Source organism: Microbacterium sp. LWH12-1.2 (assembly GCF_040675825.1).
Lineage (GTDB): Bacteria > Actinomycetota > Actinomycetes > Actinomycetales > Microbacteriaceae > Microbacterium.
The window spans coordinates 669,178-681,715 of the sequence record NZ_JBEGIJ010000001.1 but is presented as its reverse complement, the minus strand read 5'-3'; the positions used below and the strand labels follow the sequence as shown (position 1 = coordinate 681,715).

The window sequence follows — 12,538 nt, the reverse complement described above, 5'->3', positions numbered from 1 at the left end:
TCGCCAGCCTATTGGCTACTGCGGAGCCGCGGTGGTGGCGAGGATGTCGACGACGAAGACGAGGCTCTCCTTCTCGAGCTCGTGACCCGCGCTCGCGCCGTAGCCGTCCTTCGGGGGCATCACGACAACCACCTGCGAGCCGACCTTCTGACCTTCGAGCGCCATCCGGAAGCCGGGCACCACACCCGACGTCTGGAACTGGGTGGGCGTAGCGTCGCGACCCCAGCTGGAGTCGAACTCCTCGCCATTGGACCACTTCACACCGCGGTACTGCACGACCACGAGGTCGCCGGCACCGACGACCGGGCCGTCGCCTTCCTTGAGCAGCGCGACCTCGGTTTCGGCCGGCGCATCGCCGTCGGGAATCGTAATGGTGGGTGCGCCGTCATCGTCGAGCTTGACGGTCGGCATGCCCGCAGTAGGCTCCACCGGCTTGCCGGTGGCGACGGTAGGAAGCTCTTCGATGGCCTCTGCAGAGACGACGATGTTGGGCGAGCCCTCGCCGAGTGCGCTGCTGGGCACAGCGAGAGCAATTTGGGAGCCCAGGGGGTTGCACTCCAATGCCGCGATGAACAGCGAGGACTGGCTGGGATCCAACAGGATCGGCAGCAGTCCGTCTTCGCCGCGCTCCGACGAATCGAGAACGGCACCCGACGCGGCATCGATGATCTGGTAGCGCACGGACACGAGGTCTCCGACGGTGACGTCGTCGCCGTCGCCCTTTGCGACCACCGTCCGCTCGACGCCGGCGAACGGCGCGTCTGCGGGGACCGTGACCTTGAGGTCGGCTCCCTCACCGTCGAAGACGACGGCATCCGAGGTGGCTCCGGACTTGACGTCCACCGAGCACGCACTCTCCGGCTCCGGCGTTTTCGTGCTCTCCGGGGCGGCGCCACCGGCGCAGCCGGCCAGCAGGAGGGTCGCTGCGGCGACGGTGGACAGGACGATGAGCGGACGCTTGCGCACAGTGAGACCTCGGGATCGCGGGCGGGAGCCTCCATCCTCTCGCATCCCCCTTTGCCCCCGCTGGGAGGCGCGGCGCGTTTCTTCATTCCCACGCAGGCATGGATGCGGGGGTAATCTGCTCTGATGACCTCTGAGCAGTCCGTGGAGCCCGAGAAGTCGCCCGAAGAGACGACGAAACCGCGACACGCAGGGTTCACCTACGCACTCGGACGCAGCCTGATCAGCCCGCTGGCCCGCCTCATCTACCGACCGCGGGTCGAGGGCAAGGACAACGTCCCGCTGACGGGACCGGTCATCTTCGCGAGTAACCACCTCTCGTTCATCGACTCCATCGCCATTCCGGTCGCCGCTCCCCGGCCCGTGCACTTCCTGGCCAAGTCGAGCTACTTCGAGGGCACCGGCTTCAAGGGCGCCCTAAGCAAGACGTTCTTCGAGTCCATCGGCGCGATCCCGGTGCGCCGAGGTGCGGGGCAGGCGGCCTTGGATGCGCTCGATCTGCAGCGCCAGCTGCTCGAGGACGGTCTTGCCGTCGCACTGTATCCCGAGGGAACCCGATCCACGGACGGGCGTCTGTACAAGGGCCGCACCGGCGTCGCATTCCTCGCCCTCCAGACCGGCGCTCCGGTGGTACCGGTCGGACTCATCGGCACCGACAAGGTGATGCCCGTCGGAGCGAAGATGCCCTCGATGTCCGAGCGGATCACCGTTCGTTTCGGTCAGCCGCTGGATCTGTCACCGCATGGCCCCGCGACGAGCGGCAAGGCGCGACGCCTCGCCACCGACCAGATCATGGCCGCGATTCACGGACTGTCCGGTCAGGAGCTCGCCGGGGCGTACAACGAGGCACCGGCCCAGGGCACGATCGAGAAGATCAAGCAGGCCCTGCCGCACGAGCGCCGCTGACCTTTCAGCTCGGTGCCGTCACGGTCGCCTGGTGGCGGACCGGGAAGTTGACGGAGTTCGCGATGAAGCACCACTCGTTCGCCTGTGCATGCGCGCGTTCCGCCGCCTCGATCATGGATGCCTCGGCGACGACGACTTCGGGATGCAGCATGACCTCGACGAAGGCTCCCCCGCCCGCCCCGTTCTCGCGCATCACGCCCGTCGCCCTGTCGGTGTAGGACAGCACGACGACCCCCGCCGTGACGCAGGCGTGCAGATACGACAACAGGTGGCACTCCGAGAGCGAGGCCAGCAGCAGATCCTCCGGATTCCAGCGCGCGGTGTCACCCCGGAACGGCTTGTCGGAGGAGGCGAGGATGCCGGGCTTACCTGCGACGTCGAGAGTCACGTCACGCCGATAGTCCCGATAGCCGGAGGTACCGCTGCCGAGGTTGCCAGTCCAGGTGGCGGTGAGTTCGTAGTGGTGCTCTCCGAGGGGGCGGGGGGAAGTCTGCTCAGCCATGGAAACAGTCTGCCAGCTAGGCTTGGAGCCGTGATGGAGACTCTGACCGTTCAGGATGCCGTGGAACTCGCCGTCGTCGAACGGAGCGGGTTCATCGAGTCCCGTCATGTCGGCGCCGCTGTCGTGCTCTCGGCGGACGGAGAGGTCGTCGCGCGCTACGGCAACACCGAAGCCCTGGTGCTCCCCCGTTCGAGCCTGAAGCCGCTGCAGGCCGTCGCCTGCGTCACCGCCGGCGCGGTGCTCGAAGGCGAGCAGCTCGCCATCTCCACCGCGAGCCACACCGGCACGAACCGCCACGCCGCCGTCGTGCGCGACATCCTCACCGCAGGTGGCCTCACCGAGGACGACCTCGGCTGCCCTCTGGCGTGGCCCAGCGATACCGCCACCCGCGACGAGATGGTTCGCGAGCACGGCGCGCCCTCTCGCATCCGGATGAACTGTTCCGGCAAGCACGCGTCGATGCTGCGCGCCTGTGTCGCAACCGGCTGGCCGACCGAAGGCTACCTTGACCCCGCGCACCCGCTGCAGGCCCACATCCGCGAGGTCATCGAACGTCTGACCGGCGAGAAGGTCGCGCACACGGCGATCGACGGATGCGGCGCCCCGGTGTACGCGCTCACGTTGACCGGTGTCGCACGCGCGATCCACCGCATCGGCAGCGCATCGGACCGCTCTCCATTCGCCCTGCACCGTGTGGCCGGGTCTCTGGTGCGCGCCGTCCGCGAGCATCCCTGGACGATCGAGGGCCCGGAGCGCCCGGACACGATCGCGATCGAGACCCTCGGTGTCTTCGCGAAGGGCGGCGCGGAGGGCTTCATGGTGATGGTCGCTCCGAACGGGACCACAGTCGCCCTCAAGATGCTCGACGGCGCCGCTCGTGCGTCGACGGTGGTCGCGGCCACGCTGCTCGCCCGTGCCGGTGCGCTCAGCGATGCCGACGTCTCGAAGCTGTCCGCGTCTTTGTCGCTCGACGTGCTCGGCGGTGGCCGCCCGGTGGGTGTCATTCGCCCCGGCGCCGGGATCTGATCCCACCGTTTCGCCTCATCTCGGCGCGATCGACGGCGCGAACGCCGGCACGATCACGCGCCGCGGGGCCTGCGCGTTTCTGAGCGACCACGCTCGCCCTGCGTGCGTGCGAGCGTACGGAGGCAGTTCTCGCACGCCGGCGAGCTGCCGCAACTCGACCGGGCACTCCGCGCGGACGAGCACCTCTCCCTCGGCCCGGACTCGCTGCCACACCGCCCAGCAGCGCTGCCAGGTATCGGCATCGCCCACGACGATCAGCGGTTTCGACGTCCGCTGGACGTCGCTCGTCGCGAGAATCACGTCACACCAGGGATACGCATTCCGCAGCGCCGTGATCACGGCATCGGCACCGGGACTGACGACCCCGGTGATCACCGCCTCGGGTTCCCAGTGGTCACCCGCCTGTGCCGGGGAATCAAAGTGCACGACCGTCGGGCCCATCTGATCGTCGACCCAGGCGAATTGCACCTCCCGATCCCCGATGCGTGCACGCCCCGGGGCCCTGTCCCGTTCGTACCCCAGGGCCTCGCCACCTGCCGCCAGGTGCTCCACTCTGCTGGACATTCGCAACAGCGCCCTCGACGGGAGTGCCTCGACGAGTCGTGCAACTGCCCCCGCCGAGCGCGCAGCGGTGAGCACCACCGTGGCGCCCGAACCGGTGCGAAGAATCTGCTCCCAACGCTGCGCCATCACCTGCGCATGATCCAGCGGCAGGCCGGCGAGCTGTCGGTCGATGTCGTCGCAGAGCACCAGGGACCCGGCCCTCGGTGCGCGCTCGGCCAGTTCGGCAACGAGATCCCACGCCTGCTCGGGATCTGCGGGCACCAGCAGCGCATCCGGATGCTGGGCCGCGAGTGCGCGTATCGCGGCGGACTTCCCCGCGCCCGGGCCACCGAGGATCGCGACACCGCGATCGATGCCGAGCCGCAGCAGCTCCAGCGGCTGTGCCTGTCGATTCGGCTCGTCGGCGCGACCGAGGATCAGCACGTCCCCGACGGGCGGCGCATCGGACGTGAGCTCAGCGAGCGGCAGCAGACGCGGCAGTGGCGGCAGCCACGGGCTTCGCGGTGCTCCCGCCCCGGACCAGCGCATTCCGACGGCGCGCAGGTCGGCCGCTCCGGTGAGCGCCACGCGCAGCGCCACCGGATCCAGGTCCTGCGGACGGCGGGCGAACGCCAGGCCCCTGGACGCCGGTCCGCCCGGCAGTTCGGCCGCGGCATCCGTCCCGAGAACCAGCCTGCTGTCGGCGGCGTCACCGACCCGCAGGCTCAGTCGCAGCGGGCAGTTCGCCGCAAGCGCCTCTCTGATCACACCCGCCGCACGCTGGGTGCCGAGGATCAAGTGCATGCCGAGAGCTCGTCCGCGCGCCGCGACATCGGTGAACACTGCTCCCAGGTCTGGATGCTCCTGCAGAAGAGCTGCGAACTCGTCGACGACGATCACCAGCCGCGGCATCTCCACTTCGCGGATGTCGCGGGCGCCCGCGGCGGCCAGGACGGCTTCGCGGCGGCGCAACTCCGCGGTGAGGCTGGACACGCCCCGTCGCGCACCCGACTCATCCAGATCCGTGATCACCGCCGCGACCTGCGGGAGTTCACGCAGCGGCTCGAACGCCGTGCCGCCTTTGAAGTCGGCGAGGACGAAAGTCACCTCATCAGGTCCATGACTCGCCGCGATCGCCGTCACCCAGGTGACCAGCAATTCGCTCTTTCCGGTGCCGGTCGTTCCGGTCACGATCGCATGCGGGCCGTCTTCGACGATGTCCAGCAGGATCTCGTTTCGCTCTCCCCTCCCGATGACAGCGGGGAGGCCGACCGTGGAGTGCGGCTGGTCGAGGTCTCTCAGCGACACGGCATCCGGTACCACGTCGACGTCCTCGACTCGTGCGGAGCACTCCCCTGCGATGATCTCCGTCTGCGCGAACGAGAGGCATTCGACCGTAAGGCCCTGCACCCCCTGCGTCGTCCGCAGCGATGCGCGCTGCGGCTCGACACAGTCGATCACCGTCGTCACGCCCTCCGGAACTTCAGCATCGGGTGCGAGAAGCCAGAACACCGCATCCGCGTCGAGCCTCGGTGTGCCTGTACTCGCGACACCGGCCCGCAATGCACCCCGGCGCGCGCCGCGCACGTGGGGGAAACCGCCGAGACCCCGTCGATCGAGATCGCCGACGAGCGTGAGCTGCGCCGGGCTGAAACGCAGACACAGTTGTGTCACCAATGCACGGGCCGCTGCCGCGACGACCGGTTCGGTGCCGCGCAACGCCACGCCTCCGCCGAGCGGCACCGTGATCGGTGCATCGCTCAATGCGCCGCTGCGCGCCTGGAATTCGCGCACCCGGTCCCCGTCTCCCCCGGCGGTGCGAACGCCGCTCGAGATGACGCCCTGACCGACGACGAGCTCGGTGCCCGCATCCGGTGCCTGTGCGCCCCGCAGCGGCGGATGCACGAGACAGGTTGCCGCATCCGGATGCCGGTGCCGGAGCCGGTCCCGCTCCTCGCGCTGCCGCTCCTCGAGCTCCGCCTCCGCTCGGGTCCACGCCCGCGCCGCCTCGTCTTCGGTACGGCGACGATCACGTCGTCGACCGCGCGCGCCGTCGAGCAGGGATGCCGCGAGCATCAGGGGGCCGAGTGCCGCGAAGCAGAGCGCGAACAACGACCCGGTGATCAGCCAGAGCGCGACGCCACCGGCGATGGGCACCACGGCAGCGAGGATGGGCACCGGCGGGCGCCTGGCCGGAACCGGCGGGGACGGAAGTGCGATGGGCAGCGAATCCATGCCCACCATTGGACATCAGCGGAGACGCAGTATCCGCCCCGTCCACAGGGCCCGGCCGCTATTCGACGGTTTCTGCGTCTGTGGAGGAGGAGTCAGCAGTTTCTTCGGTCGTCTGCACGATGATGAGCGTCACGTTGTCCCGACCACCGTTCTCGAGAGCCGCGACCAGCATCGCGTCGACGGCATCGGCGGGATCGGCGTTCTCCCGCAGGAAGTGCTGGATGCCGTAGTCCGTGAGCTCCTTGGTGAGACCGTCTGAGCAGATCACGAAGCGATCGCCGGCACGCACATCGAGGGTGATGTAATCGGGGGCCGTCAGTTCGCTCGCCCCGACGGCACGCGTGATGACGTTGCTGTACGGGTGCCCCTCGGCTTCTTCCGGGCTGATCTTTCCCGCGGCGATGAGTTCCTGCACCACGGAATGATCCGTGGTGACCTGAAGCAGGCGGTCGTCGCGAAGGAGGTAGACGCGGGAGTCCCCGATGTTCAACGACACCCAGTGCGGCAGGTCGGCATCGAGATCGAGGAACACCCCGGTCAACGTCGTTCCCGTACCCTCATCGGTCGTCTCCGGATGGTCGGCGATATCGCCGACCGCGAGTTCCAGGGCACGCTCGATCGCGGCGCGACTGACGGGACCATCGGAGACCACCGTCTGCAGACGACCGATCGCGCTTCGGCTGGCGATCTCGCCGCCAGCGTGACCACCCATGCCGTCAGCGACGATGAAGAGCGGGAACTCGGCGAGGTAGGCGTCCTGGTTCGAGTCCCGACGACGCCCCTGATCGGTGACGCCTGCCCAGGAGAGCCGCATCTCATGGTCCGCGACCATGAGATTGCGCGTCTGGGTTGTCGTCTCAGCCACGTGCATCCTCCGAAATCCCTGCGGTCATTCGGGAGAGCGCAGGATACTCACACATCGTAGTAGAACTCCGCATCCGCCCTCATACCCGGGCTCCCGGATCTTCAGGAAGCGGGAAGAGTCCGTCGATGACCGCGAGGTCCGTCTCATCCGGTTGCCAGGCCGTGCCCGCTGCCGCATTCGCCTCCATCTGGGCGGCCGAGGTCGCCCCTGCGATCACGCTGGACACCGCAGGTTGCGCCAGCAGCCAGCCGAACGCCGCCTGCAGCATGGTGATGTCGCGGTCAGCGCAGAACCCGCGGAATTCTTCGAGTGCGTCCCAGGGTGCGTTCTCCCAGACGTGCCGACGCGTGGACATGATCCGACTCGATGCCGGTCCCCCGTCGCGTGTGAACTTGCCGGTGAGCAGTCCGTTGTGCAGCGGGAAGTAGGGGAAGAAGCCGAGCCCGTACCGCTCGGCGGCGGGGAGCACGTCGCGCTCTGCGGCGCGGGCGAGCAGCGAGTAGTGGTTCTGTGCCGAGATGAATCGGCCGGTGGAGCGCTCTCTGGCCGTGAATTCCGCCTCGGCTATCTGCCATCCGCTGAAGTTCGAGTGTCCGTAGTAGCGGATCTTCCCTTCTTTCACCAGCTCATCGAGAGCATCGATCGTCTCGGCGATCGGCGTCTCGAAATCGGGCAGATGCAGCTGGTAGAGGTCGATCCAATCGGTCCGCAGGCGACGCAACGACTCCTCCACCGCGCGGCGGACGTAGCGGCGGGAGCCTCGTCCCGCCGGGAAGTCATAGCCCATGTCGCGCTCGTGCCCGAACTTCGTGGCCAGCACGATGCGATCGCGACGTCCCTCCAGGGCTTGTCCCATCAGCGTTTCGCTGGTTCCGGCGACCGCGCCGTACATATCGGCGGTGTCGAGGAAGGTGATCCCGTTCGCGATCGCGGCATCGATGACCTCGCGAGTGCCGTCAAGGGTCTCGGTCGCGGTACCCGCACGTCCGAAGTTGTTGCAGCCGAGGCCCGTGGGCGAGACGAGAAGACCGGATGCGCCTACGCGGCGCTGCGACATCACCATGCCGTCCACGTTATCCCAGCGATCCACTCCGTCGGCGCGACAGGCTCTGCACAGAAAGAAGAGAGCCCCCGACCGAAGTCGAGGGCTCTCTCACAGATTGTCAGGCCGGGGGCGGCGTGGGGTTCACCGGCGGTGCGGCGGGAGGTGCCGGCGGTGCAGCCGGAGGAGCCGGCGGCGTGGTCGGCGGAACCGGCGGGACGCTCGGAGCAGACGTCGCCGGAGCGGACGGTGCGACGGGCGGTGCGTAGCCAGGCTGAGCGGGAGGTGCGTAGCCCTGAGGAGCCGGCGGCGCGTAGCCCTGAGGCGCTGCACCGTAGCCCTGAGGAGCGGCCGCAGCAGACGACTGAACCGGAATGCCCTGCCACACGGTCGAATCGGCCATGAAGCTGTTACCGGCCCACGGCGCGGGTGCGATGTTCGAGTTCCAACGCGACTTGTCGAACGCGTTGATGCCGAGCCAGACGATGCTGAGGAGCACGTACAGAACCACCCAGACGGCGTCCTTCTGCAGCTTCAGGCCGACGCGCCAGGCCGCGAGGGCCATCACGATCGCGAGACCGATACCGGTCAGGAAGTTCAGGAACGGGATGAACGAGACACCGAACAGGATCAAGACGACCCAGGGCGAGATGTCGCCGAGCTTCGCGAAGATCAGGGTGTTGTACACGGGCACCCAGGCGCGCCACTTGCCCTGAACACCTGCTTTCTCGAAGATCTTCATCATGAAGATGGACGCGATGACGTAGAACACGATCGCGAAGAGGAAGAGTACGAAATATACGCCGGCAAGCGCCGCGTAGACTGACGCGTCGTCTTGGTACATGAGTCTCACATTCCTTTGTCTGAGGAACGCAGTGCGCGTTCTTCCGCGAAACAACGGGGCTTCGCGTCACCACACTAGCGGGGTCGCTGTAACCGGGCAATCACACACGCGGAGAGAAATCCCCATCTGTTTTGCCGGTCAGTCGGCGACGACGAGCTCGAGCACTCCGCGATCTTCGGTCGTGCGCAGCATGATCCCCTGTTCTGCCGTCCACGTGCGCAGGGCGCGGAGCGATCGCAATCGAGGACGGGCTTCGGCCAGAGCGCGCACGAGTTGTCCCTTGGCCTTCTTGTTGAAGTGATTGAGCGCACGTGCGGTGCCCCCGTCGTCGGTGACGACGCGCACGTAGGCAGCGGGGACGGATGCAGGGATCGGCCCGAGCGCGACGTAGGCCTCGCTGCGCAGATCCAGCACGAAGGCGGGCTGTTCGCGCGCGATGGCTGCGGTCGTCGCATCGGCCCAGTGCCGACGCAACGCCGCGACTCCCGGCAGCGAGGTCCCTGCGGCGAGCCGATACGACGGAATCGCATCGAGCGCGCCCACCGGGCCGAACGGAGCGGAGTGGATCCACACATGCGCACCCAGCCAGCGTCGCGATGCGGCGGAGAGAGTCGCGGCATCCAGCGCGTCGAAGAGGACGCCCGTGTATCGGTCGGCGGCCGGCATCGTCGCCGAGGATCGCAGCATCCGATTGTGGGTGATGTCACCGAGTTGACGCTCGCTCAGTTTGAGCACGCGACGCGCCGCGACCTCGTCTGCCGCGAGATCGACGAGGGCATCGGCGACTGCTCTGCGCTTGTCGAGGAGATCGGGCAAAGGCAGAGAGCCCAGCTCGATCGCCGCGCCGGCTCCCCCGGCCCGCTTGGTCTCCGACGGCGGCAGCAGGATCTTCATGCGTTTTCCTCACGGGGACGCCGAAGCGCAAGGACCCTTCGGATCCTTGCGCTTCGGAATCGATTCGTTGCTAGGCGATGAGAGCCGCGTTGCCGGCGACGATCGTCAGGTTGCTGCCCTCCATGGAGAGGAATCCGTCCTGCGCGTTCGCGAGCACCTTGGTGCCGTCGGCCTGCGTGATCCGGACCTGTCCCTCGGCGAGGATGGCCAGCACCGGCTCGTGACCGGTCATGAAGCCGATTTCGCCCTCGACGGTCTTCGCGACCACGAGGGTCGCTTCTCCCGTCCAGACCTCCGCGTCTGCGGAGACGAGGCTGACATGCAGTGCCATGATCAGCCGTTCTCCTTCTGGATCTGAGCCCACTTCTCTTCGACGTCGGCAATGCCACCGACGTTGAAGAAGGCCTGCTCGGCGACGTGGTCGAAGTCACCGCGAGTGATCGCGTCGAAGGACTCGATCGTCTCCTTCAGCGGGACGGTCGAACCCTCGACACCCGTGAACTTCTTGGCCATGTAGGTGTTCTGCGAGAGGAACTGCTGGATGCGACGTGCACGCGACACGACGATCTTGTCCTCTTCGGAAAGCTCGTCGACACCGAGGATGGCGATGATCTCCTGCAGTTCCTTGTTCTTCTGGAGGATCTGCTTGACCGTCGTGGCCACGCGGTAGTGGTCCTCGCCCAAGTAGCGGGGGTCCATGATGCGCGACGTCGAGGTCAGCGGGTCGATCGCCGGGTACAGACCCTTCGACGCGATTTCACGCGAAAGCTCGGTGGTGGCGTCGAGGTGAGCGAACGTGGTCGCCGGAGCCGGGTCGGTGTAGTCGTCGGCCGGCACGTAGATCGCCTGCAGCGAGGTGATCGAGTGACCACGGGTCGACGTGATGCGCTCCTGGAGGACGCCCATCTCGTCGGCGAGGTTCGGCTGGTAACCCACGGCGGAGGGCATGCGACCCAGCAGCGTGGAGACCTCGGAACCGGCCTGCGTGAAGCGGAAGATGTTGTCGATGAAGAGCAGCACGTCCTGCTTCTGCACGTCGCGGAAGTACTCCGCCATCGTCAGAGCCGAGAGGGCCACGCGCAGACGCGTTCCCGGCGGCTCGTCCATCTGGCCGAACACCAGGGCGGTCTTGTCGAAGACGCCCGCCTCTTCCATCTCGTGGATGAGGTCGTTGCCCTCACGGGTGCGCTCGCCGACACCGGCGAACACCGACACACCACCGTGGTCCTGCGCGACGCGCTGGATCATCTCCTGGATGAGGACGGTCTTGCCGACACCGGCGCCACCGAACAGACCGATCTTTCCACCCAGCACATACGGGGTGAGAAGGTCGATCGACTTGATGCCGGTCTCGAACATCTGAGTCTTGGACTCGAGCTGGTCGAAGTTCGGCGCCTTGCGGTGGATGGGCCAGCGCTCGGTGACCTCGAGGACCTCACCGGGCTCGCCGTTGAGGACCTCGCCGATCACGTTGAAGACCTTGCCCTTGGTGACGTCGCCGACGGGGACCGAGATGGCCTCGCCGGTGTCGCGCACCTCCTGGCCGCGGACGATGCCGTCGGTCGGCTTCAGAGCAATGGCGCGGACCAGGTCGTCACCGAGGTGCTGTGCGACCTCGAGCGTGATCTCGGTCGACTCTTCGCCGATCGTGATCGTGGTCTTCAGCGCGTTGTAGATTTCGGGGATCGAGTCGTGCGGGAACTCGATGTCGACAACCGGACCGTTGACGCGTGCGACGCGCCCGACGACCGCGGTCGCGGGCTTGTCAGCCGTAGCGGTGGGGGTCATTTCTCGTCTCTTTCCTGAGGTTCTATTTGCTCGATGAGAGTGCGTCGGCGCCGCCGACGATCTCCGCGATCTGCTGCGTGATCTCAGCCTGGCGCGCGTTGTTGCGCAGGCGGGTGTAGTCGGTGATGAGCTTGTCGGCGTTGTCGCTGGCGGACTTCATCGCCTTCTGCGTCGCTGCCTGCTTCGCGGCGGAAGACTGCAGGAGGGCGTTGAACACGCGGCTCTGGATGTACACCGGCAGGATCGCGTCCAGCACGGTCTCGGCATCCGGCTCGAACTCGTACAGCGGGTAGACAGTGCTGCCCGCCTCCGAGTCGTCGGCCTCCGTGATCTCCAGCGGAAGCAGGCGCACGGACTCCGGCGTCTGCGTCATCATGCTGACGAAACGGTTGTACACGAGGTGGATCTCGTCGACCCCGCCGCCGTCGCCACCGCGGGAGAAGGCGTCGAGCAGCGTGTGCGCGATCTCCTCCGCCGTGTGGAACGAGGGGGTGTCGGTGTCGCCGGTCCACTGCGCGGCCGCTGCGATGCGACGGAACTGGAAGTATCCGACCGCCTTGCGTCCGATGAGGTAGAACACCGGCTCCTTGCCCTGCTCGCGCAGGAGCTCGGCGACCTCGAGACCCTCACGGAGGATCTGCGAGTTGAACGCACCGGCGAGACCGCGATCCGACGAGAAGATGACAACCGCAGAGCGGCTGATGTTCTCCGGCTCCCGGGTGAGCGGGTGATCCACGTTCGAGTGGGTCGCGACGGCGGATACGGCACGCGTCACGGCTCGCGCGAAGGGGGTGGACGCTTTGACGCGTGCCATCGCCTTCTGGATGCGCGAAGCCGCGATGAGTTCCATCGCCTTCGTGATCTTCTTGGTCGTCTGGGCAGAAGAGATCTTCTGCTTGTAGACCCTGAGTTGAGCGCCCATGTTTTCAG

The 12,538-nt window shown here is 67.2% G+C and carries 12 protein-coding genes; 2 read left to right on the top strand and 10 right to left on the bottom strand.

Annotated elements, in window-relative coordinates; all coding sequences use genetic code 11:
• Window positions 1-15: 15 nt before the first annotated feature.
• On the bottom strand, window positions 16-966 hold the full coding sequence (locus MRBLWH12_RS03140) for an FKBP-type peptidyl-prolyl cis-trans isomerase (RefSeq protein ID WP_363546005.1): 951 nt from the start codon (window positions 964-966) through the stop codon (window positions 16-18).
• A 123-nt stretch (window positions 967-1,089) separates the two neighbouring features.
• Here MRBLWH12_RS03140 and MRBLWH12_RS03135 point away from each other — a divergent pair, with 123 nt between their 5' ends.
• A complete protein-coding gene (locus MRBLWH12_RS03135) occupies window positions 1,090-1,869 on the top strand; it encodes a lysophospholipid acyltransferase family protein (RefSeq protein WP_363546002.1) in 780 nt (259 codons plus the stop codon).
• 4 nt (window positions 1,870-1,873) lie between these two features.
• Here MRBLWH12_RS03135 and MRBLWH12_RS03130 read toward each other — a convergent pair whose 3' ends face one another.
• On the bottom strand, window positions 1,874-2,371 hold the full coding sequence (locus MRBLWH12_RS03130; protein WP_363545999.1) for an OsmC family protein: 498 nt from the start codon (window positions 2,369-2,371) through the stop codon (window positions 1,874-1,876).
• A 33-nt stretch (window positions 2,372-2,404) separates the two neighbouring features.
• On the opposite strand from MRBLWH12_RS03130, the gene MRBLWH12_RS03125 reads away from it, so the two are divergent.
• Window positions 2,405-3,397, top strand: coding sequence for an asparaginase (locus MRBLWH12_RS03125; RefSeq protein WP_363551291.1), 993 nt, complete (start codon window positions 2,405-2,407; stop codon window positions 3,395-3,397).
• Window positions 3,398-3,412: 15 nt separating this feature from the next.
• On the opposite strand, the gene MRBLWH12_RS03120 is transcribed toward MRBLWH12_RS03125, so the two are convergent.
• The 8 genes from MRBLWH12_RS03120 to MRBLWH12_RS03085 all read right to left on the bottom strand — a co-directional run bounded on the left by MRBLWH12_RS03120 (window position 3,413) and on the right by MRBLWH12_RS03085 (window position 12,530).
• A complete protein-coding gene (locus MRBLWH12_RS03120; protein WP_363545996.1) occupies window positions 3,413-6,175 on the bottom strand; it encodes an FtsK/SpoIIIE domain-containing protein in 2,763 nt (920 codons plus the stop codon).
• A 58-nt stretch (window positions 6,176-6,233) separates the two neighbouring features.
• The gene (locus tag MRBLWH12_RS03115) at window positions 6,234-7,046 is read right to left on the bottom strand and encodes a PP2C family protein-serine/threonine phosphatase (RefSeq protein ID WP_414684916.1); all 813 of its coding nucleotides are present in this window, start codon (window positions 7,044-7,046) and stop codon (window positions 6,234-6,236) included.
• A gap of 73 nt (window positions 7,047-7,119) precedes the next feature.
• Window positions 7,120-8,103 carry an aldo/keto reductase gene (locus MRBLWH12_RS03110; RefSeq protein WP_363545990.1) on the bottom strand — a complete coding sequence of 328 codons (984 nt, stop codon included), beginning with the start codon at window positions 8,101-8,103 and terminating at the stop codon, window positions 7,120-7,122.
• Between the two features lie 100 nt (window positions 8,104-8,203).
• Window positions 8,204-8,926 (bottom strand): large exoprotein, encoded by a 723-nt coding sequence (locus tag MRBLWH12_RS03105; protein WP_341975179.1) that lies wholly within the window; start codon window positions 8,924-8,926, stop codon window positions 8,204-8,206.
• A 138-nt stretch (window positions 8,927-9,064) separates the two neighbouring features.
• Window positions 9,065-9,820 (bottom strand): YaaA family protein, encoded by a 756-nt coding sequence (locus MRBLWH12_RS03100; protein ID WP_363545987.1) that lies wholly within the window; start codon window positions 9,818-9,820, stop codon window positions 9,065-9,067.
• Between the two features lie 70 nt (window positions 9,821-9,890).
• Window positions 9,891-10,151, bottom strand: a complete 261-nt coding sequence (locus tag MRBLWH12_RS03095; RefSeq protein WP_341975182.1) for a F0F1 ATP synthase subunit epsilon — start codon at window positions 10,149-10,151, stop codon at window positions 9,891-9,893.
• A 2-nt stretch (window positions 10,152-10,153) separates the two neighbouring features.
• Window positions 10,154-11,608, bottom strand: coding sequence for a F0F1 ATP synthase subunit beta (atpD, locus tag MRBLWH12_RS03090; protein WP_341975183.1), 1,455 nt, complete (start codon window positions 11,606-11,608; stop codon window positions 10,154-10,156).
• Window positions 11,609-11,630: 22 nt separating this feature from the next.
• Entirely contained in the window at window positions 11,631-12,530 is a 900-nt protein-coding gene (locus tag MRBLWH12_RS03085; RefSeq protein ID WP_341975184.1) for a F0F1 ATP synthase subunit gamma, read from the bottom strand.
• Between the last annotated feature and the right edge of the window lie 8 nt (window positions 12,531-12,538).